Genomic DNA, 23892 nt, shown 5'->3' with positions numbered 1-23892 from the left:
TTCAAATTGTACAAAACATCTATTTTTTATGATAAATGATGAACAATAATAGAATTATTTTTATAATACTATAAAGTCAAGAGAATATTTTCTGATTACGATGTGTTGACAATAAAGCTTTATTTATGATATCTTGAATAAAAGGGGAAATAAAACATGAAAGAATTGGACTACCAAAATTTTAACAATATAATTAAAAGTATTTATCAGTCACCAAACTTTGCACAAGACTTTTGGAAAAAATTTTTTGATGATAAAGATGCTGTGGCATATATGGAATTTATCCGAAAACAGACAGATTTTTCAAAACAGTATCCACCGCTTGAATTCAAAGAAAATATGTTTTTTGATGACCAAGAAGAGATTACTGTCTGTATTGATGAGCAGATAGAAAAAAGACCTAAAAATCAGAAAATAAAATTTGAACACTATCATTCTTTTTTTGAATTAGCCTATGTATTTTCTGGAAGTTTTTATACTACAGTGGGAGGCAAAAAGTATTTGCTTCCAACTGGTTCTATCCTAATGTTTAATACAAAGGCAAGCCATTATATTGAGGCAGGAGAAAAAGGCGGTATTTTAATTAATATATTAGTTAGAAAGTCAACTTTTGCAAATTCTATGTTAAACATGATCCAAAAAAACGATTTATTTTTTAGTTTTTTCCTTCACTCTTTATATGATGCTAAAAACGAACCCGTCACGTTCCGATTTATCGCTGAAAAGGGCAGTGTAGCAGAAGAACTTATTTATCATATTGTGAAAGAATATGATAACAAATCAGCCTATAGTCAATCTATGATGAGCTATCTATTTTGTTGTTTATTAACCCAACTAACCCGGCAATATCAAGAAAAAACCTCAAAACCAATGTTAAAAAATCAAAAAGAGAGTTTCGATATTGCTCAGATCATTGCATATATGAGTGAAAACTGTAATTCTATTACTTTAGCACAAGTAGCAGAACATTTTCATTACAGTACCACCTATATTTCCAAATCAATCCATCGCGCTTCAGGAAAAACATTTACGGAACTGCTAAATTCATTTAAAATGGAAAAAGCAACTTACTATTTAAAGAATTCCGATTTTTCTATTGAAAAAATCTCACTTTTATTGGGATATTCAGAACGCTCCACCTTCGATAAAACATTCAAAAAATATCATGGAAAAACACCGATCCAATATAGAAAATCCAGTAAATGATTCAACCTAAAAGGTAGACACCTATATTTTGTAACTTTGTGCTTTATATAAATAGCAAAGGGGATTACTTAATTTTACAAAAGTGTATGTGTATAAATAAACCAGGGGATCCAATTAGATCCCCTGATTTTTCATTATATAGAAAAGAGAAAAAGAAATTTATAAGTTATTATTTTTTCTTGTGGATGAATAACAGGACCGCTCCTGCTAAGGTGATTACTGCTAATCCTGCGATTGGTGCAAAATCGCCTGTTTTCGCCGCTGTTGCTTTTGGTGTGGTGGATTCCTGTCCTGTCTGGCTTCCAGCTGTATTCTTGTTTTCCGTTGGAGTTTCAGCAGGGGTTCCATCTACTGCTACCAGGTTATCTATTGCAGTTTGTACACTTGTTACTGCTGTGTCTACTTCTTCCTGAGTTGCGTTTTCATTGTTGTATACATCGTTTGCTTCTGCTACTGCTACTTGTAATGTCGCATAGCTTTCTGCTGTGTATGCGTTTGCATCTACTTTGCCTGCTTCTGCAAGAACATCTTCCAGGATAGATTTATCTGCTTTGAACCGTAAATTCAGCATTGCGTTTAACAGATTATCCGCTACTTCATTGATTTCCGCCTGCATGGCGTCTCCGTCATTGTATACACCCTTGGCTGCTTCTAATGCTGTGGTGAATTCCGCTTGACCTGCTTCTACATATTTGTTCAGGTCTATTTCTTTTGCTGCTTCGATTAAACTAGCTAAGCTGTCTTTATCACCAGCTACAAATCCTAATTTGTGGATTTCATTCAGCAGTGTTTTCCATGCTTGGTCAATTTCTTCTTGACTTGCATTTTCATTTTTCGCTACTGTTTTCGCATTTTCCAGTGCTGTATCAAAAGATTTTTGTACACTTTCAATGGCGTTGTCATATTCCCCACTTGCTTTTGCATTTTCCGCATAGGCAATGACAGAATCCAGAATATCCTTATTGGTTTCAGTCGCTGTAAAGGTATAACTTCCTGCTTCGGAAATTTCATAAACAGCATAATCCTTTTGATATGCCTGTTTAATTCCCTTATACTGGGCATTGCTGGATGTTACAACTCCTTGACCTGATTCCACTGGAACCCAAATTTCAGCGTTGTTTCCCGGGGAAACCACTGTCATGTCCAAAGTAGTATCTGTCTTATTGATAGTTACATCAATATTACCGATTTCAGACGGTACACGGGTATTGATTTCTTCAAAATTACCTAACTGTGGTACTACGTGCCAGGTGGAATATCCTGCCCCAGTTGGTTCCACACCTGCTGCGTAACGGGACATGGCAATCATACTACCGCCAGACCAACCATGGTTTTTGGTTCCACTAGTTCTATCCCATAATTCCCACAAAGTACTATCAGTAGAAGTATTTACCATTTCCATCATGCGTTTTTCAATGCGGCTCATGGCATCTGTATCATACCCCATCATATACAATGCTTGAATTACATATTTCTCCATATAGATACTAACATTTTCATAAGCTGGTGTAGATTCTGTACCCATAAATACATCCCGCATTTGAGAATATCTTTCTTCTGGGATTAATCCAAAAATAACGCCTAAAGCATTCACACGATCATCTACTACATGACTGCCATTTTCCAATTCAGATGGCTGATACCAATCAGTTTCATTCCATTCTGTTGCATATGCCTGTAAATCTTCATTCCAGAATTTTTCAAAGTTCTGCTCAATACTTGCCAAACGTTCGTCCAACCAGTCTTTTTGTTCCTGTGTTGCCGGAACACCTTCTACATCTGCCAATGCTCTTACCGATTTTGCGGAAATATACCACCACGCATTGGTTTCCACCAAAGTATCCATATTATTGCCCCAGTCGAGCCAATTACTCATAAAATCATTATACATAGTAGTATCCGGTGTACGAACAGAAATTAGTCCGGAATATTCCCCATCTTCCATAATATCATAGTTAGTTAAATAATTGTACAATGGCTGATAGGTATCCTGCACCAGTTCTGTATCCCCTGTAAATAGGTAGTAATTTTCCGCTGCCAATGCAGTTCCTAAAGATTGCGCACAAATCTCCTGTTCCAACACACCTGGACGTACATTGCTCATAAAATAATAGGTTCTGCCATTCCGTTCTCCGACTTCCTGCCAATCGCAAATATTGCGGATCGCTTTTTCACTGATAGCGTTTGCTTCTGGTCCTAAAGAATAGAAAGCTTCTTCTATTTCATTAATGGCGTCCCCGATATATTGACCTCTTTCCCGGTCAGGGCAGTCCATATACTGGTCACGGATGGTGACATATAAAGAACGGGTTGCCTTTTTCCAAAGCTCATCATAAAAGTTATTATCTGTATTTGCCTCTTCTTCTGTCCAAGTATGCCCTCCTGTAAAGGCTGCTACAGATGGATCGTTTTCATTCACGGAACTATCAAAATATCCAACAAAATCAGTATTTTCTCCAGCAGGCACATTATATCCTGTTTCACGGAATCCAACTTCTTTTACTTTAACGCCATCTGGAACATCAAAATACAAGAAGTCCCCGTTGATCCAGTTCTTTCCCTCAAATTCCTGGGCGCCCTTTTTGGTGATGTAAGCAATATGCTCATCTGATAAATCGTAAGTATCGGTATACATTTTAATCGTTTTTCCTGCTTCTGTTCCATCATCTAAAATGATATATGGAACCATCTGGCAGTTATAAGGCAATTGTGCCTGGTATTTTTGTCCATTATCAGAAAGTGTTCCCAGCATTGTCAATTCCGAAGTTTGCATACCATTAGAAAAGTTACTACCTTGAAATATAGAGCAATCTTCTGCTGTTTCAAAATTATTGGCATAACTACTTCCATCTATTCCTTTGATTGTGATGTTTTTAATGGTAGCAGCACCAATCCCTGTTCCTGATAACTCTCCTGCATAACCAAACGATAATTGGTTTGATGCTAAATTATCAGTTAAAGTATATATAAGTACATCGTTTAAATATAAATTGGTTTCCTGTTCATTGATAACATCCAAACGGATATTAATATTATCTTTATAATTTTCTCTTGTAAGAATATTTGAAATATCAATATTAGCAATAGATTTTTGTGAATCTGATAAATACAGAGTCGCCTTATCGCCACCATCCAGATAATTGATACAATCAATATAAGCTTTATAATAATGATTGGCATCTGTAGCACCAAAAAGGAAACTTATATTCGCAAGTTTAAAACTAAGAATATTGACAACAGACAATGTAAGGTCAGTTTCAATAGAATATGTATTTGAAGTAATCCCTAAATCAGAAATGGGAGTGGTAACAATTTGCGGGGAATAACCGTCCACAGGAGTAAACTCCAGTGGTTTCCTGCCATAATCCTTCCATTGTGGAATTGGCCGTTCTACCAGATCATTCCAAGGCCCATCCCCGGCATAACCTGGATCTTGCTCATCCTCTCCGATATTTTGCGCCAAACTCCAGCCATTTACTTCAGATGGGACATAGTCTGGATTAATCCAATCAATCTCCTGTCTTCCGTCATACAAGACATTGTATTCTGCTAACAACCCACTAGTAGAATGGGAATCCTTCAGATTCGCCGGGCTCCTCATACTCCACCATAAGCCATCTCCAGTTTCGATTATCTGATTGGTATTGCTGTCGATCAGATCGGAAGATACCAATAATCCACCGCTACCACTTGGATTGTTATGCCCTACTGTATTCCCCCAATACCATACCTGGATTGCGATAGTATTCTTCCCAGGCTGTAGATAATCTACAATATCTACAGTATCATAATAGGTGTCTTCTGGATTTGGTCCGCGTTTTACGCCACCCTCCCAAACTACTTCTTCTCCATTGACATACAACCAATATTTCACATCTACTGCGATTTTCAATTTCGCCATTTCTGGAACAGATTCCAATGTAAAATCACGGCGGAAATTCATCCAAACATCCTGTTCAGATGCCAGACCATTCTCATCCAGTTCATCGCCATCCCAAATCCAGTTGGATGTGCCCCAATTTTCTGTTAGAGGCTGTTCATCTGCCTGCGCTGGAAAAGCAAACAAAACACTGGTTGCCAATGCCGCTGCCAACAAGCTAGAAAGCATACGGTGTAATTTAAAACTTTTCATTTTTATGTTCCTCCTTAATTTTTAATTATATTTTAACAAAATATAATTTAACTTAATATATAAAAAAGTGCAAATATCCTTTAAATATTCCTATAAAGTGCAAAATAAAGATTCCTTTCTTAATTGACAATTTAAATATAGAAATATTATAATATGCTGTAAGGAGGAGAAAAAGAATGGATAGAAATATAAAACAACAATTAGAAAAAATCATAATGAATGAAACTACAACTCACAATCAGATGAACAAACTTGCATATCGTATTTTTCATGCAAAAAAATTTGGTTTCTCGATACCAACCGATAAATTTCATTTACCATCCGGTATTTATTTCCAAAACGAACAAAAAATTGTAGTAACAATAGATTATCAACATGATGGTTCTGGGTATACAGCCCCTCATAGCCACGATTTTTTTGAGATGTTTTATGTATACCAGGGTAGCTGTTTTTCTACAATTAACGATGAAGACTGTGAGTTCAAACAGGGTTCTCTATGTATTTACAATTTGCAAGCAAAGCACAGTATCACTATTCCAACCCAAAACGATATTATCTTTAATATTTTAATCCATCCATCCCTCATGCAAAAAACCTTTTTTACCATGCTTTCTGATAATAATAACCTTACAAGATTTTTTATTGAATCCATTCAAAATGGCGATATGGAATCTTCATATTTAATTTTTGATTGTAGCCAAAATAAATCTATTCAATTTTATTTGCAGAATATGATTGTGGAATATTTTACGGGAAAGGACAGCCAGCAGACGCAAAAATATCTTCAAATTTTACTGCTTGGTCTACTGACAATGTTATCCGTAGAATACCAACGTTCTTTTCAAGAAGATCAACAAACTGATATGATTAAAACAAAAATATTAGAATATATTAATACATACTACCAATACGCCACTCTTTCCAGTATGGCAGAGTATTTCCATTATTCTAAACGGAATATGATTTATTATATTTATAAACACACAGGGAAAAAATTCTCCGAACTACAAAAGGAAACGCGTATCAATGCCATCAAAAACTTTTTAACTACTACAACTTTACCAATAAAAGAAATTGCTGACAAAGTTGGCTATAGTTTTAACTTTGCAACAACGGTATTTAAGCAGGAAACTGGTATGACTATGTCCCAATATAGGAAAAAAAATAAAAAATGAAATTTCTCTAACCTTGATTTTCTTTTCTGTAATAATATATCTTTACTATGATGAGTTCCCTTTCTCCTGTCATGATGACAGGTACCACCTTCCATCATTTAGGCGTAGCTATTGCGTGGAATGGAAGGTGGTTTTTTCTTATCTATTTTAAGGTGAATAACAGGCTGCTCTTTCCTCCTTTGGATCGATACCGTTGTTCTGTTTCCAGGTATCCGGCCGCGCGAAGGTCATGTAAAGCACGCCGCACGGTGGATTGGGACAGCTTTAAATCATACGCAATGGTTGGGATGGACGGCCAGCACTGGCTTTCCTTATTGGCTCGGTTGGCGAGATATAAATAAACTGACACTGCCCTGTGAGGCAAGTCTGCACAGTAGATGAGATGTAACTGTTTCATGGAAAATCCTTCCTTTCCTTTAATACTGTTTTCCGGTTGAATAATTCCTGAATGGGATTCTGCTCCCATTGCGGTTCCACAGGCTTCCCACACTTTTTAGAAATGGCATTCATCAATTGGTCTTTGGAAGCATATGTGATCGTTCGATTTCCTTGTTCGGGCAGAGCGTATTCTTCCTCAAATATGATCCCCCATTTGAAATACAGTTTTAACTGTACCTTCATGGGATAAAACCCTGTTTTCATCACAATGAACTGTCCTTTTGGCATGCTCTTTAACTCGTCTGGAGTCATCAATGGACGTTCCATCATCTGAAGGGATTGGCTGGGATCGTTTTTCCCTCTGCTGACAGAACCACTTAACACGGTTCGGCTTCCCAACGATTTGGATAGAATTTGTGCTGATTCCGAGTTTGGGGCAAACCCACCAAAGATGGTCAACTGTGTGTTGTCGATGATGATTTCCGCCCCTTCTTTTCCATAGTTCCGTTCCAATTGGGCAAAGGATTGAATGATGGGTACAATGGAGAGCTTACGGGAACGGGAAGCGGAGAACATCATTTCGGCTGATTCTATCCTTGGAAGGGTTCCAAACTCATCGCAGAAGAACAGCACACGGTTCTTCAATTTACCACCTTGTTCATCCGCTACCGTTAAAATCTCACGGTAAAATTGCTGGATCAAAAGGGAAATCATGAAATAGGTGTTGGGATTTTCTTCTGGCATAATAAGGAATACAGCACACTTTTCCTGGCAAAACTGTTCCGCATCTACCTCTGGGTCAAAACAGAGAATCTGCTCCAATTCTGAATCCAAAAAAGCGTTCAATCGGGATAGGGCTGTACTGATTACAGACGACATGGCCTGTTCCGCCGTATTCAACGCCGCCCCAGCGAACCATCTTGCCTTATGGGTGTCCGGCAGCATCTCAATCAATTGCTGGAACTGGTTTTTGCCTTTCTGTTTTGAAGGAGCCAGCAACTCCTGAATGATTTTAAACACCGACACAATATGCCGTTCCTTTGGTTCACAGAACTCCGCAACCAACAGAATGGTAGCTGTCAGCAACCCTTCTGCCGCATCGTAGAAATAGGCGTTCTGTCCAAAAGAACTGGCGTCCATACCGGAGAGGATGATTGTTTTGGCGATGATCTTTGCGTATTTTTCTGCCTTTGCCTTGTAGACCAGCTTGTCAGAATCCAGATAAGCATCCATGTATTTGTTGACCAGATAAAGAAGATTGTTGGAATGTGACCTAGTTGGATTTCTCAAATCAATGACGGATAGTTTGTAACCATAATACTTTTGAGCAATTGTTCCGTAATTTCTGGCGATGTCCCCCTTGGTATCGGTGGTCAAAAAGGACATCCCACAGGCGCAGGCATACTCAATGTTTGGATACATCCAAAATGCGGTTTTACCGACACCAGCAGCTCCAATCATCAGGGCGTGAACATCATCCGTGTCAATCATCGCCATGGTCTTTTTCTTTGCTTTGGTACACCCAACCAGTACCCCCTGGTCGATGGGAAGGGATTTTCCTTTCCGCCACAGGTCTGGGGTAAATGGAAGATGGACATAGGTGGATTTGATTTCCCGTTTGTTTGCCCAGCGTGCTGTCCCATACTGGCCATCCCCAACCGTTTTGGATTTAATTCCATTGAGATTGTACCTATGGGATAAGGCGGAAATGGCCATAAAAAAGACAAACATGATAGCTCCCGCAAGAATTAGTATCGCAATTGGTGGCATGGTTCCTGTTCTCCTTTCATGGATTGGTTTTGTATAGAAATTCCCAGGCATAGGGCATCCAGTCCCAGCTTTAGCACCTGATCTACCTGTTGTTTGATTTCTGATTGGGATAGAACAGATTCCTGTTTGAATTCTTTTGTAATGGTTTCCATCTCACTTTTCATCCGGTTTACGCGAAAAGAATAGCTTCCATTATCTTTATGGGGCTGGTACAGGGAGGCCATCCGTTCCAGATACCAGTGATCCAGTTCCTCAATCCCAAACTGACGGTGGCGGACAATGGAAAAGGCGAGGGTAAACCTCGCCATGTCCAACGTCCGTTCCCAGACTGCTTTTTCATAATTGGGATTGAGTCTTTCCAGCTGTTCTACCATCTGTTCCATGCTGTCACAGCCGTATTGAAGCAACAACTTGGGATGATGAAGGTATTGGTTCAGCATTACCTGATAGTCAAAGTGCAGCGATTTGCAGAGGGATTCTATCATCGTTTGGTTCGGATGATCCACTGCTGGAAGGGATGAAATTCCATGACACGCCTTCAGCTGCTCATTCCAATCTTTGTATTCTTCCGGTTGTAGGAAATGGACAGAACAATCAGATTCATTTTGAATTTGCTCTTTAATCCGGTAACAGCCCTCAATCCCTGCTTTGTCATGATCCAGGCAAAGATAGGCCTCATGAATATTAGGATTTTGCTTGATGATTTTGAGGGCTGCCTGTGCCGCCACGGAACAGAGGGCAACATAGGAATGTTCTTGCCATCCCTGTTGATATATAGTCAGGAAAGACAACAGATCAATGGGGGCTTCAAACACATACAACCGGTTGCTGGTACCAATGTGAGAAAAGCTATATGCGGCAAGGCTGCCGGATACATTCCCTTTGTAGTTGACAGCGGAATGGGTTCCACGCTTATGGGCATGACGGGGCTGTCCATGTTCGTCATACCCCACGAAAACAGCGTTGTGGTTGGTATCCTCATAAATCATGTTCTGTCTCACAAAATAGGAGAGAATGTCTTTCTCAATCCACCGCTGTTTGATGAGATAGGCGTATACTCTGCACATGGAAGGATTCTTTTCTGGCAGTTCAAAGGGTTTCCGTTCTTTTCCCATTGTTAATTGACAGGATGGTGTTTCGGATGCCGATTGTCCAAGAATATATTGCATGGCTTCGGGATAGCTTTTGTGATAGAATCGCCTGACAAAGCTGACGGTATCTCCACCAATCCTCTCATATTGATGGAACCACAGATTGTTCCGGATCGAGATTTTCCCACTGCCATCGTCCCACTGGTATTCGCTTCCCACCTGTTTGGGGTTGATCCCAGAACTGCGGAGCAGCTCTACAATATCGGTGTTTTTGGCACGTTCTTTTTGTTCCTCTGTAAAATGTAGATATGCCATTGTTTTTTCCTTTCTATTCATTTTAAACCCAACTGATGTTTTTTCTCCTGGATCTGTTTTCTGAGTTTTCGGTCTGTCTTGAGCATGGGATCATCTATCCCTATTTTTTCAGAGAAGATACGGGCAAGCTCCTGGAATAACCGTAACACGGAACAGATCACCGCTTTTTGACCATCTCCTTCTGATACCAAAACAGTCGGCACATTTAACTTGAGAGCCTCCTGAATCACAGCGTTCCGGATCGGTTTGAATTCTGGATTTTGAGATAAGGGAACCCGTTTTACAGAAGAGTTGGAGTAGATTCCATGGATGTTTTCTTTCTTCAAATACCACAATTCATAAAGTCTGCTGATTCGTTGGTCTTTGGCAAGTTCGTCCACAATGGAATCCACCAGCCCTTTCACATCCGCTTTCAAATACCCATATACCTTCTTGCCCTTGGTTCTGCTAAGCCGATCCGCAAGTTGTAACAACAATTGTTCGATTTTCTGATTGGTATCACTTCCTGTGCAGATTTGTTCCACGATCCTCTGTGCCATCTGTTTTTCCTCTTGCCGAAGCTGGTTCCGGTATTCAGTCTGTTCCTCATACACCGATTCCAGGTCCCCAGCAAAAATATCTTTTGCCAGGGATGATCGGATGTTCTCCATCCCTTGCCTGGTAAGATATCCCTCATTCTTTACCGTGGAATAGGCGATCAAATGAATGTGGGGATGGTGGCTTTCATTGTGGAACGCCGCGAACCATTTCAAATGTTCCATTGGAATTTTTAAATTGGAAGCCAATGTTTCTGTCTGTGTCCGAAGCAGATCCCTCCACCGGATGCCATTGTCAAATCCCAGCCGTTCTGCATCTTTCCGCCGTAGGGAAACAATCATTGTCCACACATTCCCTTGGTGGGAGTTCAGTTCATCCGACACCTTCTTTAATTGGACAGGGATGTTGTCATCGGTAAATAAGCCATGAGAACCAAACCGTTCTGCTCTGGGGCGGGTGGCAATGTAGTCCACATAGGTTTTGGTGTTTTCTATGGAATCCATATTGTTTTCCAGTGCCTGTGTGATCACCTCAGAAGCCGATCCTCTGTCCATTTTTTTCAGATAGTCCTGGTATTCAAAGGAATCCTTTGTATCTGGAAAATCACAAAGGATCTGTCGAATCAGTTCCTTTTGTTTTTTTGTGGCTGGAAGGAATTTTTGGGTATCGTCAATTTTATCTACCTGCTCCCTTGTGGCAATGTATCGGGCGTATCCACCAAGTTTTCTGTTGGGTTTCAGGTATTTGAATTTGGTGATCAGTCTTGCCACGGATCGCCTTTCTGCCAGTCTATCGCATCCTCAAATTGGAAGGAGCCATTTAACCGTTTCACCTCGTTGATACATTCCTTTCTCAGCCTTTGTAAATCCTCTGGGTTGATCTGACTGCTGGCGGCCACCACATTCATGGCTATGGCAAGTTCTACTGCTAACTTGAATATCATCCGGTTGATTTTATTGTCGCTCTCCGCCACAATCCCCTTGAGGGTGGAGACGAGGATGTTGGGCAGATAGCTACTATTCTGATTGGAGGATAAATATCCTGTATAGAACAGGATCGCCTTTTCGATATATTCGCTTCGGCTGGAGCAATTGTCTTTCTTGTAATACTCCTCGACCAAATCCAGGGAGGACTCCTTCACCCAGAGGGCAAACTTCCGTTTTGGTTCCTTTTCTTCCAAAAAACATCCCTCCTTTTTCTAATTCCGGATATGACCCATAAAGGAACGGCGTATTTCCGGCAGCTTTCCCAGGTTTGACCCATGGGCTGACCCTAAGGCTAAAACACCGACCCATACCCTTTGGATCGAACCGATCCCGCAACGGTCGGCTCTGCCGTCCGATGTATCAGGAGCCGGAGCGACCACCGACCCCGGCTCTTTGTCCTGCTTGATTTTCGACCTTCCATTTTTGGATAAAAAGAAAGACCGTAGAACATTTCTACGGTCTCATTCTGTTACATATTCTGTGTTGGGGAACTGCCCTGTTCCGGTAAAATGGAAAGGTATTCGTCTAGTCGACCTTCTTCCAGCTCTGCAACCATGTCCGCAAAGGGGGTTAGATTTCCATTCACCGCATATTGTTCCAGAGCCTCAAAGTATTCCAGACGGTTTTCTTTTGCAATAGAGATGGGGAGAAATTCGCCTACCATAAGCTGATAGTTCATCAGCATACGGGACGTCCTGCCATTTCCATCCACAAAAGGATGAATCCTCACGAACTCCGCATGGGTCCATGCGGCTAGCTCAATTGGGTTTAACTCTCCCTTGTAAGGCAAATCAGCAAAAAAGGTTTTGACTTGACGGTACATTTCACTGGGCACAGGAGGTTTGAACCCCGCACCGGAAATGCGCACTTCCACATTGCGGTAAATGCCTCCGGTTAAGATATTCTCCATCAACAGAGCATGGATCTCTTTTGTAATTGCCTCATCCAGAGATTTTCCCTCCGCAACGCACCGTCTGACATACGCGAACGCTTTGGCATGGTTGGTAACCTCATAAATTTCTCGAAGGGTCTTTCCTCCCACAGAAAGGCCATCCTCCAAAATTGCTTTTGTCTGGATTAAAGTCAGGGTATTCCCTTCTATGGCAGTGGAGTTGTGGGTGTATTCCACCTCAAAGTTCTGTTCAAAACTTGCGAGAGCTTCTTTTGGGATGGACTCCCATATCCTGTCCAATTGCTCTTTTTTCTGCAACAGCAGCTCATAATTCACGCCTGACTCACCTCACTATATATCTGTCATAATTGTTAATTATAGCATGCTACAAATGAAATGGCAATATTTGAATGATTTTATTTGGAAGTTCAATGACCTTTTTCATTACAACAGATTCCAGTACCAGATATTTCTGTCTATTCCTATCTGCTATTAATTCCATAACTCTATCCTTCCCCTCTTTCAATCATTGATAACGGATACCAGGCATGTAAAACCAGTGGGTAAAACTCCGTTTTGATAACTGTGTCTTGACCACACCCTTTTCGGTGTTCATGGATTCGATTACCGTATCGTTTCCCAGATAGATTCCCACATGCCCTGGCTCCCAGACAATGATTCCAGGTACCTCAGGGATGGTATCGATCGTCCCTTTTTCAGTGGCTGCTTCAAAGGTATTGTTGGCACTCAAATCCTGAATTCCATTTGTACCATAGTTAATTTCTCCGGTATTGGGGTCAAACCATCCATATGCCTTGATCAGCCCAATGCAATCGGCTGTCCGTTTCCCCATCCAGTTCTGACGGATAAAAGATTCAAATGGAACTACCTCATCTGGAAACTGCTGTAGTTTCTGTCGTAGGATTGTTTCGCTTAATACCGTCCCATAGGTTCCATAGACATACCCCCAACCAGTCTGACAGGCTTGTTCTGCCCATGTGGCTAAATCCAGGTTGTTTTTGGTAGTAGGGTCTTTGAATCCGGATGTGTCGATGGCAACTGTTCGGATTCCTGACATGACCTTGGTAAAATCCTCAAACGAAAAAGATGTGCCAAACACCTGGTTGACCAAATCAATCAACTGCTGGTCTGTCTGATCCAAATTGAAACAGGAAACCAGCTTATCCACAAAACCCCCTGATGTGGATTGGTTCCCCAAAGCAAGGTAGAGGATCTGCGCCTCCATGGTGCGGGAAGCAAACCCCTTTTCTCTCATTTTTGTTTCAATCTCCTGGAACATATCTTCCACCTCTTTCATCTGAGCAATCTGTTCTGGTGTTAAGTTTGCTTCCACCTGCTGCGCCACCTGTTCCTTGTCCACCTCAAATTCGCTGTCAGCAATCCCCAACACAACAACGATGGGGATGAGAAGGATCACCACAACCCCCAGGATGATACCGCCCACAGCCTTTCTCAAGTTTTTGTCCATCAATACGGTAATCGCCGCTTTGATTGCCGCACTCATCGTCCCCCTGCCTTTCCAAACAGGGATTGCTTGTATTCACTGGCTATCACCTGCAACAAATAGCGTTCATTTCCGCACCGATAAAGGCAGGTACCACGTTCCGGGTATTTGATCAAATCAAACTCGGACGGTTCCAGCTGCAGGGTATCCAACACCGACTGTACCTCCACATGCCCCAGGTTGAACAAGAACTGATGGGCGGGGATGGAGAACAGGGGTTTTGTGAATTCAGATACCTCAGGGATTAGAAAGTCATTGATATTCTGGCTGGTGATAATAATGGAAGAATCCTTTTTGCGGACACGTTTCATGGCGTTCCGAATATATTCGATGGCTGTCCGGTTGGTCAAGAACAAATAGAGCTCATCAATGGAAGCCACGGTGTTTCCTTTGGCCAACAGCTGGTTGGACATGTAGGACAGGATGTTAAACAGCATGGCGTCCTTCAACCGCTTGTTGGTATCCAACAGCCCTTTCACCCCAAAACAGAGGAACTGTCCATCCCGTATGTTGCTGTGCCCGTTGAAATATTTGGACTCAGAACCCACGCACATGGAATGGAGTCCCAGGCAAACCTGCTGCAGCTCCTGTTCGGTGTACAGGTGTTTTTCTTCTTTCTGGAATACCTGGTATTCCTGCTCACACAATTCATAGAAGTCCTGTAAGGTGGGGTAATTCCTTGACTGCAACTTGGAAAAATCGGTATTGTCGGTGATCTTGAATTGGGTATACAGTTTGGAGAGCAGGAGTTCGATGGTATCAATCTGCGCGTCTGTGAAATCCTTGTAAGACCGAAAAAAGTCTTTTAAATAGGCGATGTGCTGGGACAGGATGGTATCTTTCTGGAAGGCTTCCGGTTGGTCATCTTCTTTTTCTTCCCCAGTATTCCAGAGTTTTGGTTCCAAAGGGTTGATCATGAACTCGCCTGACAGAAAATCAATGTAACTTCCTCCAAGGTTCTCGGTCAGCTCCCTGTATTCCTCCTCTGGATCTAAGCATAGGATTGCCTTGCCGGATTCCCGCAAGTTGGTGATCAGTGATTTCATCAAAAAGGATTTTCCCTGTCCACTGTTTCCCAAGATCAACGCGTTGCTGTTGGTTTTGTCATCCGTCCGTTTGTCAAAGTCCACCAGAATATTGGTGCCATACTTATCCCTTCCAATCAACAGGCCATTGGGGTCGTTTTTTCCAGAATAGTTAAAGGGATAAAAGTTGGCAATGCTGGACGCTGGCAGAACCCGTTCAAACTGCGCTCCAAACTGGTTGACGCCCACTGGCAGAACAGAGAGAAATCCTTCTTTTTGCCGCAGGGTCAATCGGTCAATCGACAGTTTGGAACGGGTCAGTTCCATCTCAATATCCGATTGCAGTTCCTTTAATCCATCCAGATTTTTGGCTCTCAGTTCCAGAAACACGGAACAATGAAGGAGAGGTTCCCGGTTTTTCCGCATGTTCGCCAGCAATTCAATGACATCCTGCAAATTTCCCTCTGCCTGTATGGTTTCGGTCACATCGTTGGCGTTGGACATCATCTTGTTCCTTCTGGCGGCGTTCTGGATGATCTTCCTCTGTTCCAGATTGGTGACCATTCTGGTATAGATATGCAGGGTTACTCCTTGTTTGTCCGCCAGTTGGGACAGAATCGCCTGTTCCTCGGTGGAAGGGGGGTATTCCCGTATCACCCAAACACAGCAGACAAAGTCCCCCACATAGTAATGGTCGTTTTGAAATTTGATGGTACTGGGTAAGACCATGTCAAAGAAATCCTTGGTTCGGATTTCTTCCAGTTCTTCTTCAGTCAATTCCTTTTTTCGTTTCAATAACATAGCATCATCCTTTGATTCAAAAACGGCAATGCTCATTGGAATTGCCGTGTCATTTATTGTTCCATCTCAAAGTGTTGAACGCCATCCACATCTGGCATTTGCTCTCCAGTAATTGCGGTGCCAAAATAGATGGCAAACATCTGCTTGATCCCCTCTTTGTCCATCCGTTTCACGTCAAACCCCTGTTCTTCCATCACCTTCTGGGCACGGTTGCTCTCCTGGAACACTTGATCCTCTTTCCTGTTCTGCAGTTTTAACGCAAAGAAGAACTGCCTGGCATTGGCCATTTCAACCTGAATCTGATCCAGATATTCCATGTCTTTTTGCAGTGCCTGAACCACAAATGGGTTCTTTTCCTGTTCCAACCTCCCTTTGATAGATTCCTGGTTCTGATCAAACCGTTCGTTGGAATCCATACAGACCATCTCCAGTTCTGGTATGGCCGAAAGTGTCATCAACAGATGGTGTATTTTTGTTTCCACACTGGTACGGGACAGCACCGAGATGTTCACAGGGGAAACAGAGAAGAAGATCACCTCATATTTTCCAACGGCAATCCCATAGTCGGTAAAGCTGCTGATCCCAATCAAATTCTGTACTGAACGTCCTTTTTTCTTTTGTTTCATGGTTACCTCCATTCAAACGTCTGTTCTGTGAGGATAAAATACCGCACTGCGTACCGGATAAAGTCCAGGATGGTCACCTCGCTCAGGCGGATGGTGAGAAAAGCGTAACAGATACTCAGTGCCAGCGGCAAAACAAACCCCAGCTGTACCAGGGAGAGGACGGAGAGAAGAAGTGCGATACAGAGGATGGCGAAATCTCGTAAACTCCACAGCCAGAGGTTTGCGGCTGCCTTTAGGTTTTGCGGGTAGATATATTTTTTCATACTTCCTCCTATTTGATTGCGTGTACGATATTCCGGGTTAAATTCACCGCCGTTGTGGTGGCGTGAACTACGCTCATCATATTCACCCTCGCGCTGGAGTCCAAACCGAACTGCTGAGCGATTCTTGGGATTTCATTGGCCGCCAGCATAACCCCCAGCCCCAGCAGCATATTGTTCTGGAAGGTGAACAACCCCAAGAGAAGCAGGGTTGTCTGCATAAAGGCGGTGAAACACAGGGCCATAATCTGTTTGCACCATTGGGTGAATCCATCGGAATACCCACGGGGCAGGGAAAACAGATAGAGGCTACCCACTCCGATCTGGATCAACAGGATACCGCCCCGTTTGATATTCGCAAAAAATATTTTTATGATACAATAGGCAAAAGCGATCATGGATAGAAGATTGAATATGCTGGAATACACCTGGTTGGACACGGAAAAGAACCCGTCCAGGATACTCATACTGGTTCCAGCTATATCAGCGGATTGGTTTCCCGCAAATATGGCGGACAGGTCATGGGAGAAGGTGTTTTGCAGACTGATACAGAACTTGTACAGCTCCACTGGTACAGTACCCATCAGGCTGGCGGCAAAAAATCCTTTTAACAGATTCAATACAGACGTCTTGATATCCGCTCTCCCGGACTGGTACTGGATAGCAAGGTCGAATACGGCCACCACCGAACCCACCAGAAACAACGCCCAGCCTAACAAAGTAAAGAGCTGGATTGCCGCTTCAATCCAGCTCAATTCAAATATATCCGCTCCCATATTTCCCATCATTAAGAAAAAGTCAGCGATTGCGTTGTAGATCGCCTCATAAATCCATTGAAGCATAGTATCCCAGATCACGCTGGATATCTCTTCTCCTATCCCTCCAAACATCCCCATCACGGTATCCGCGATTCCTCCAACCAAATCTCTGAGCCATCCAAACAATTAGCTTCACCTCCAGTATTATTTTAAATTTGAATTGAACCTGCTTCAATATCCAGTTCCTGTCCTGGCGTATCTGAAAACAATTTTGGCAGAATGGATTCCAGTTCAGAAGGATTGTTTTTCCTTGTAACGCACATTTTATATATTGGTGATTCTATATAGCTCAATGGTTTTCTTAAAAGGGAAATATGATCCAGTACCTCTGGTGGGTAAAGTTCCTTCTCCTGTTTAAAGCTGTAGTACAATTGCCGCATGGTTGACAGGATATCCATATCTTTGATTACAGCGTCAATTACTGTACGGTTCATTGTATCGATCATCTCGTCCATATTCTGGTCCAGATGCTGGTCAAGTATCTCCATTTTTTCCTTGTGTGTGCTACAGGAAATGGCTTCTGGGTCAACCAGAATGGTGATGGGCTTCAGAGGTTTATCACATTGGTAAAACCCAATCACACGTTCCATTTCAGGATGAATATCAAACCCTTTCTCTAATAAATAACATTCTGATAATTTCTGCAGAGGGTGGTCCAGTTCCAGCATTTGTTCCAGATATTCTTGCGGGTATAGGTGATTGTTCTTCATGAAATTATCATATACGATCTGTATACTGCATATCTGTTCCATCTGTTCGAGCAGTTGTGTCCGATTCCGGTTCATCCCCAGCCAACTGTATTGGTATTGATCATATTCTTCTTCTAGTTTTTTACACAAACTCCGAATCAGATGATACTTCTGGTTCAGTTTGGGGACAAATTCCGTCAAATTGGAATCGCTCCAATCAGGTGAAGCGGCTGGGTTCAAGTGAATATTACCCATCATTTCCAGGTTCGCTTTTTCTTCGAATGCTTCGCTGGTAGCAGACCCGTAATACTGAAATTTTGCTTTTCCTTCTGGAATGCTGTAATTGACCAGGGAATCAGGATTGTGTAAAGCGTCAAAATACATTTCCTTTCCCTGAGCGACCAGCCAATTACAAAAGTAACGGAAGGATGCCTGGTCATGAGATAAATTGACCGCTTCACACGCTGCCAGCAAATCATTCCGGTCAGCCAACTTCACATAGGTGTCTTTGATTTCAATCCATTGTAGAATCCTCATTGAGGGTAATTCCATGAGCTTTTTCTTGGTAGCTGATATCACTGCGTCCTCGTCATTGCTGTCCACTGTTGCGTTGATTTCATCAATGAATTTCCAAAAGATATCCCTTTCCATACCATTCTCCCTTCTTTATATACTAGATATCTCTTCCCCTATCCCTTCAAAAATTCCCATCACGGTATCCGCGATTCCTCCAACCAAATCTCTGAGCCATCCAAACAAATGGCTTCACCTCCATTTCTTATTGAATCAATCACTGCTGTAGTTCCATTCCTGAAGATTCCAGCTCTTCCGAATTGTATTTCCGATAGAGTTTTGGGACAATTTCAGGAAGCTGGGAATACTCCCAGTCAGATGGGATATCTGGTGTTAGATGGAGCTCTTCCCGGATAGACCGTTCCACCTGTTCTTCCAAAGGATACTCCTTTTTCTCACGAAAAAGGTCTCTCCCGGTTTTGGCTTCATACGCTTCACTGGCAATCCATCCATAACGCTCAAAATTGGCGCTTCCCTTTGGGATATCATAGTTTGCCAAGGAATCAGGATTGTGTATGGCGTTGAGATAGATTTCTTTTCCCTGGGAAATCAGCCAGTAACGGAAATCAATAAATCCATCGGTACTGCTATGGGACAATGTCGCCGCGCAAGCCGCCCATAAATGATTCCGGTTTGCCAGATACCGATACGTTTCTTTGATCTGATCCCACTGGGCTATCTCGCTTGGGGGCAGTTCCATGAGTTTTTCTTTTGTGGCTAACAGCACTGCCTCCTGGTCATTGCGGTCTACCTTTGTGTTTACCTCATCAATTAAATTCCAAAATGCATCCTTATTCACGCTTTCCTCTCTCCTTTATACAATTGTCCAGATATATAACGGGGCGGTGAGGGTAAAAATCAGGCAGGCAAATAAAATCGCTGGAGCCGTAAACTCAAACTGTCCATGACGGCGGTAATCAAAATATGCTGTACCCAACTTGACAAACAGCAGGATTGCCAATACCAGATCAACTACTGGAAATACGACATTGTCCACAACAGTGGTGATCTCGCTTTTGGCTGATGACCAGGTCTGCTCAATGGCGTTTGCCACATTCCCCTCCGCAGCGAACGCAGGGAGGGAGAACAGAAAAACACACAGACATGCGATGAGCATTATCCGTAATAATTTTGATTGTTTCAACCATAGTTCCTCCTTTATTGATTTTTGTTTTTTACCTTGATAATAATCAGGGCAATGCCACCGCCCAATACCACAGCGCAAAGGCCGATCCAGAATCCATTGAGGGGAATATCCCCTGTGGCTGGCGTTTCGATGACTGGTGAGGGTTTCCTCTCATTGGTCATAACCGCTTTGACAATCTGGCCGTCCTCTGTGATCTCAAATTCATGAGGTGTGGTATCCATCCGATACCCATCTGGGGCGTCGAATTCTTCATAGGTGTAGGTTCCATATTGAAGTTGGAATCGGGCAATCCCATTCTCATCGGTATATCCTTCCTCTACTACCTCGCCAGCTTCATTGCGGATCCGGAACCCTGCGTTGGGAAGCGGCTTTCCATCCACTAGATCGGTTTTGGTAATCTCCAATTCCCCATAGATATGCCGGTTTTCTACCTCAATCACAACCAACTGTTGATCCTCTGACACTGTGACTGGATAGGAAGTTTCATTGGGCACAAAGGATGGGGCTGGCTGTAGTTCACGGACAATCCATTCCCCATACGGAACATCGGAAAATGTGAAGAGCCCAAACAGATCGCTGGTCGCTGTCTCAATTGCCGTTTCCTCTGTGAATTCTGTTTCATCTGGAGCGAATAAGCCGAACAAGGCTCCCTCAATGGAATTGCCATCTTCGTCCACCTTTTTGCCCTCTACTGTTCCACGGATGATTTCATTTTCAATGGGTTCTCCATTGTTGACTGAAATCTCTATTACCTCCATGCTTTGATCGGATACCACAGTATTCACAGGATACTTGGTGGAATCCAAAATATATGCAGAATCTGTCTTGTATTCCTGTACATAGTAGGAGTGGTTTACTGGCAAATCAGACTGGAAGGCTACCATCCCGTTTTCATCGCAGGAAACCAGTTCGATCAAACCATCTTTTGGTATTACACTTCCATCTTGTGCCTGGATTTCTTCTGCGGCATAGATTCCAAATACAACGGATTGGAGTTCTCCTTGAACGCCAAACAGTTTGTCTTGTTCCATTGCTTTGTTCCATCGGAGGGATACTCTCTGCCGCTGGTTGTAGATGGATTCCTCCAATTCCGTCACTTCCACTTCCTGTCCCGCATAGGTGAGCTCCACTGTATGAGGCTCTGGCTTTACCATCCCTGCTGGAACATTTGTTTCTTCCATCTGATAGCTGCCCAGATACAGTTCTTTGCTGGAAGCGATTCCGTTTTCATCGGTAGTGATGGTGTCCACCACCTTGCCTTTTGGATAGCGTACCGTCCCATCCAATGTCACGATATCTTCCGCCGCTGTAATCCGGAACTCTACTCCTGACAAATGATGTTCCTGGTATACAGGCTGGTATCTTCCATCCTCTGTCTTTGTCACAGAGGAAAAGAGTTCACCAGTCTTTTGTATGATGATCTTTCCTTTCTGTGGGGTATTGTATTTTTCCACAGTAATGGTGGTTTCTGTCCCATCTACGGTAAATGGAACAGGTGTTTCCGACAATACATACCCATAGGGGGCTTGCTGTTCCACCAATTCGTAGTTTCCCACTACCAAAGGTTCCGGCAGCATCAACTTCCCGTTGGATGCGGTGTAAAAGGTATCGATTTCTTCCGGAGTTGGATAGTTTACATGCTGAGTGATAAATTCTCCGGTGGACAGATCACGGACTTTGAACCCAATCCCAGACGCCGCAATGATTTTTCCTGTTTCACTGTCCTTCTTGACAATCTCAATATCCGATTTGAAAATTGCGTTGTTGATGAGGTAGCGGTATACTTTCCCATCTTCCTGAATCAATACGTCAAACTCCGGCATCAGCTCTGTCCCTTGCGCACCTTTTGTCTGTTTGACCGTGTATATTCCATAGGGGAGGGCTTTGCTCTCCGCAAATCCATTTTCATCTGTAGTCAACAGATCCCGTTCGGTTTCCTTCGCCTGCTCATAGCTTCCTGACTGTTTGAGGAACAGCTGGAATTCCGCCCCCTGTTCTGGCGTTTCAATTTGAGTGTCCCCATCATCGTGGTGTTTGATGATTTGGATGTTTCCCTTGATTACTTTTTCAATGGCTTTCATAGACAATGGATTGTATTCAATCTGAAAATTTCCAGGCTCCGCACCGATAAAATAGGTTTCATCATTTAAGAGATACCCTTCTGGGGGTTGGATTTCACGGATCGTCCAGTTATCCCCACAGGGATACCAGCCGGTGGTGAAACTGCCAGAGGAATCAGTGATATAGGTATCAACCAATTCATCTCCTTTGTACAATCCATAGATTGCCCCTGCAAGGGTAGCGTCCCCCTGGGTGGTTCCTGCTTCTAATACCCTCATCGGTTCCAGTGTATCTTGATCCACTTTTTTCAGAGTAACGGAAAATTTCTTTAATATATTTTCAAATTGGTATTCTGTTGTCTGGTCCCATTCCACCACAGCATTCTGTGGTTCTGGTATGACATATTTCTGATCAGTATCCACTTCTTCCAATGTGTAGGACTGCCCAATGAAAAGATCCGAAAAGGTGGCAATTCCACTTTCATCGGTTACTGCGTATGCGTTGACCTTATCCCCAGACTGGGAAGTGCCATACAGATGGAACTTGACCCCTTCCACAAACGAATCTTCTGAACTTTTTATGACCTTTAATCCTCCACGTTTCAAACTATTGTTGAAGGTAACGGTGCTGGTTCTTCCTCCAATAACGGTAACCTGTTGCGGTTCCTGTGGCTCGTAGTTCTCTGAGGGAAGTTCGGATACCGTATATTCTCCTGGCTGGAGGTTTGGGATCATGATTTTTCCTTCTCTGTCCGTGTAATAGGTTCCGTTTGTCCCATTTCCTTCTATTGTGAAGCCGATATTTTCGATCTTATCGTCCTCCGAGGTTTTGATGATTTCCACGCTTCCATAATTGGTTTTCACATTCAGGTAACCTACAATTGGATCGCTGATGGTTTCCCCGTAGGTGGCGATGTCCTGCCCTCCTCCTGTGTTAGGGTCTATTACATGGTCTGTCCAGACCAGCACCCCTTTCCGATTGGAGTTTTGTTTGTTCGCCGTAACCTGGACTGGATCTGTGAGAGGGATTGGGGAAGTGATAGTCAATTGATCCCCATTTTTCGAAAAAGACAATCCAGTTCCGCTGAATTCAAAATTGGAAAGGATGTTGTTCCCATCCTGGATGGTGGCGGAATACTGGCTTCCATCCCATGTGAGTTCCACTGTCTGCGCCTGTTCCGGCATTCTGGAAAAACCGCCTGGAAGGGTGGTATGCTGTTTGACCTTGTTGGCGATATCGGTATAGTGGCTCATTATCAAGGAATAGAGGGGATGGTTTGGCTGGATAGCTTCTAATACATTGGATGCCCCTTTTGCCACAGCGTCAACCTTATTAAAATCCACATCCCGTTCCCCAACGCATACTTCCCAGATCAATAATTGGGTTGCCAGATACTGTGCCGCTTCATCCGCCCTTTGGGGATCAGTGCACACCCAGTTCAGGCTGTTGTTCCCACACCAGCCGTTGATCATAATCCGTCCAATATATGTTTTTATCTGGTCTGGGGTCAACACGTCATTATATTGGGAAGGATAGTTGTTCCAGAAATCTTCTCCTTCTCCTGAAAGTCGGTCGCCTCCTTTTAAAGCGATTCCTGGCTCAATACAGTAACAGCTTTTCCCCTCATACCCGTCCACCGAGATGACAGTAGCATGATCTGTTTCTTTAAAACTCCATCCATTCAGCAGATTGATGTTGGAATGACCCCACCCCTCCTTGTTGGGGTCATTGGCTCTTGGCAGGTTGATGATGGAGACAATTTTTTCTTCCGCTGCTGATGCTGTCATACCCAATGTGATAGAGCAGAATGTCATCACCATTGCCAACAACAGGGCGACACTTTTTTTCATACAGGTTTTCATAAGAACCTCCTAACATATATCTT

General features: G+C 42.8%; 18 protein-coding genes. 2 read left to right on the top strand and 16 right to left on the bottom strand.

What is annotated here, in order from left to right; genetic code table 11:
- Positions 1–156 precede the first annotated feature (156 nt).
- Positions 157–1206, top strand: coding sequence for an AraC family transcriptional regulator (locus BQ2683_RS09380; protein ID WP_069988753.1), 1050 nt, complete (start codon positions 157–159; stop codon positions 1204–1206).
- 169 nt (positions 1207–1375) lie between these two features.
- Here the strand turns inward: BQ2683_RS09380 and BQ2683_RS09375 are convergent, their stop codons facing one another.
- Entirely contained in the window at positions 1376–5338 is a 3963-nt protein-coding gene (locus tag BQ2683_RS09375) for an alpha-L-rhamnosidase-related protein (protein ID WP_069988752.1), read from the bottom strand.
- A gap of 176 nt (positions 5339–5514) precedes the next feature.
- On the opposite strand from BQ2683_RS09375, the gene BQ2683_RS09370 reads away from it, so the two are divergent.
- Complete coding sequence (locus tag BQ2683_RS09370; RefSeq protein WP_069988751.1) at positions 5515–6513, top strand: AraC family transcriptional regulator; 999 nt, start codon at positions 5515–5517, stop codon at positions 6511–6513.
- A gap of 142 nt (positions 6514–6655) precedes the next feature.
- Here the strand turns inward: BQ2683_RS09370 and BQ2683_RS09365 are convergent, their stop codons facing one another.
- The 15 genes from BQ2683_RS09365 to BQ2683_RS09295 form a co-directional block, all read right to left on the bottom strand.
- Entirely contained in the window at positions 6656–6910 is a 255-nt protein-coding gene (locus BQ2683_RS09365; RefSeq protein ID WP_069988750.1) for a helix-turn-helix domain-containing protein, read from the bottom strand.
- Positions 6907–8661 carry a VirD4-like conjugal transfer protein, CD1115 family gene (locus tag BQ2683_RS09360; RefSeq protein WP_069988749.1) on the bottom strand — a complete coding sequence of 585 codons (1755 nt, stop codon included), beginning with the start codon at positions 8659–8661 and terminating at the stop codon, positions 6907–6909. The genes BQ2683_RS09365 and BQ2683_RS09360 overlap by 4 nt, the downstream gene beginning before the upstream one ends.
- Positions 8640–10067: a DUF3991 and toprim domain-containing protein gene (locus BQ2683_RS09355; RefSeq protein ID WP_159427370.1), complete on the bottom strand. Its 1428-nt coding sequence runs from the start codon at positions 10065–10067 to the stop codon at positions 8640–8642. Before BQ2683_RS09355 ends, BQ2683_RS09360 begins: the two co-directional genes overlap by 22 nt.
- A 17-nt stretch (positions 10068–10084) precedes the next feature.
- Positions 10085–11374 (bottom strand): MobP3 family relaxase, encoded by a 1290-nt coding sequence (gene mobP3 / locus BQ2683_RS09350; RefSeq protein ID WP_069988747.1) that lies wholly within the window; start codon positions 11372–11374, stop codon positions 10085–10087.
- Positions 11362–11784: a hypothetical protein gene (locus tag BQ2683_RS09345; RefSeq protein WP_069988746.1), complete on the bottom strand. Its 423-nt coding sequence runs from the start codon at positions 11782–11784 to the stop codon at positions 11362–11364. Before BQ2683_RS09345 ends, mobP3 begins: the two co-directional genes overlap by 13 nt.
- A gap of 275 nt (positions 11785–12059) precedes the next feature.
- Positions 12060–12818, bottom strand: coding sequence for a Fic family protein (locus tag BQ2683_RS09340; protein ID WP_069988745.1), 759 nt, complete (start codon positions 12816–12818; stop codon positions 12060–12062).
- A gap of 190 nt (positions 12819–13008) precedes the next feature.
- On the bottom strand, positions 13009–14007 hold the full coding sequence (locus tag BQ2683_RS09335; RefSeq protein WP_069988744.1) for a hypothetical protein: 999 nt from the start codon (positions 14005–14007) through the stop codon (positions 13009–13011).
- Positions 14004–15833 (bottom strand): VirB4 family type IV secretion system protein, encoded by a 1830-nt coding sequence (locus BQ2683_RS09330; RefSeq protein WP_069988743.1) that lies wholly within the window; start codon positions 15831–15833, stop codon positions 14004–14006. Before BQ2683_RS09330 ends, BQ2683_RS09335 begins: the two co-directional genes overlap by 4 nt.
- Before the next feature lie 53 nt (positions 15834–15886).
- Positions 15887–16459: a hypothetical protein gene (locus BQ2683_RS09325; RefSeq protein ID WP_083256437.1), complete on the bottom strand. Its 573-nt coding sequence runs from the start codon at positions 16457–16459 to the stop codon at positions 15887–15889.
- A 2-nt stretch (positions 16460–16461) separates the two neighbouring features.
- Positions 16462–16722: a hypothetical protein gene (locus BQ2683_RS09320; RefSeq protein WP_069988741.1), complete on the bottom strand. Its 261-nt coding sequence runs from the start codon at positions 16720–16722 to the stop codon at positions 16462–16464.
- An 8-nt stretch (positions 16723–16730) separates the two neighbouring features.
- Positions 16731–17663 carry a conjugal transfer protein TrbL family protein gene (locus BQ2683_RS09315; protein ID WP_338061266.1) on the bottom strand — a complete coding sequence of 311 codons (933 nt, stop codon included), beginning with the start codon at positions 17661–17663 and terminating at the stop codon, positions 16731–16733.
- Between the two features lie 23 nt (positions 17664–17686).
- Positions 17687–18877 carry a DUF4240 domain-containing protein gene (locus tag BQ2683_RS09310; RefSeq protein ID WP_069988740.1) on the bottom strand — a complete coding sequence of 397 codons (1191 nt, stop codon included), beginning with the start codon at positions 18875–18877 and terminating at the stop codon, positions 17687–17689.
- 139 nt (positions 18878–19016) lie between these two features.
- The gene (locus tag BQ2683_RS09305; RefSeq protein WP_069988739.1) at positions 19017–19598 is read right to left on the bottom strand and encodes a DUF4240 domain-containing protein; all 582 of its coding nucleotides are present in this window, start codon (positions 19596–19598) and stop codon (positions 19017–19019) included.
- 15 nt (positions 19599–19613) lie between these two features.
- Positions 19614–19919 carry a DUF3852 domain-containing protein gene (locus tag BQ2683_RS09300; protein WP_476703392.1) on the bottom strand — a complete coding sequence of 102 codons (306 nt, stop codon included), beginning with the start codon at positions 19917–19919 and terminating at the stop codon, positions 19614–19616.
- A gap of 38 nt (positions 19920–19957) precedes the next feature.
- Complete coding sequence (locus BQ2683_RS09295; RefSeq protein ID WP_069988737.1) at positions 19958–23869, bottom strand: SpaA isopeptide-forming pilin-related protein; 3912 nt, start codon at positions 23867–23869, stop codon at positions 19958–19960.
- Between the last annotated feature and the right edge of the window lie 23 nt (positions 23870–23892).

Source organism: Massilioclostridium coli, assembly GCF_900095865.1.
Lineage (GTDB): Bacteria > Bacillota > Clostridia > Oscillospirales > Ruminococcaceae > Massilioclostridium > Massilioclostridium facile.
The sequence above is the reverse complement of the archived record's forward strand: the minus strand, read 5'-3'. Positions and strand labels throughout refer to the sequence as shown.

Bases quoted from the DNA above. Each gene is read 5' to 3' on its own strand.
- BQ2683_RS09320 (WP_069988741.1), bottom strand. From the start codon at position 16,722: ATGAAAAAATATATCTACCCGCAAAACCTAAAGGCAGCCGCAAACCTC.
- BQ2683_RS09365 (WP_069988750.1), bottom strand. From the start codon at position 6,910: ATGAAACAGTTACATCTCATCTACTGTGCAGACTTGCCTCACAGGGCA.
- BQ2683_RS09325 (WP_083256437.1), bottom strand. From the start codon at position 16,459: ATGAAACAAAAGAAAAAAGGACGTTCAGTACAGAATTTGATTGGGATC.
- BQ2683_RS09310 (WP_069988740.1), bottom strand. From the start codon at position 18,877: ATGGAAAGGGATATCTTTTGGAAATTCATTGATGAAATCAACGCAACA.
- BQ2683_RS09360 (WP_069988749.1), bottom strand. From the start codon at position 8,661: ATGCCACCAATTGCGATACTAATTCTTGCGGGAGCTATCATGTTTGTC.
- BQ2683_RS09375 (WP_069988752.1), bottom strand. From the start codon at position 5,338: ATGAAAAGTTTTAAATTACACCGTATGCTTTCTAGCTTGTTGGCAGCG.
- BQ2683_RS09330 (WP_069988743.1), bottom strand. From the start codon at position 15,833: ATGTTATTGAAACGAAAAAAGGAATTGACTGAAGAAGAACTGGAAGAA.
- BQ2683_RS09335 (WP_069988744.1), bottom strand. From the start codon at position 14,007: ATGAGTGCGGCAATCAAAGCGGCGATTACCGTATTGATGGACAAAAAC.
- BQ2683_RS09380 (WP_069988753.1), top strand. From the start codon at position 157: ATGAAAGAATTGGACTACCAAAATTTTAACAATATAATTAAAAGTATT.
- BQ2683_RS09370 (WP_069988751.1), top strand. From the start codon at position 5,515: ATGGATAGAAATATAAAACAACAATTAGAAAAAATCATAATGAATGAA.
- BQ2683_RS09355 (WP_159427370.1), bottom strand. From the start codon at position 10,067: ATGGCATATCTACATTTTACAGAGGAACAAAAAGAACGTGCCAAAAAC.
- BQ2683_RS09295 (WP_069988737.1), bottom strand. From the start codon at position 23,869: ATGAAAACCTGTATGAAAAAAAGTGTCGCCCTGTTGTTGGCAATGGTG.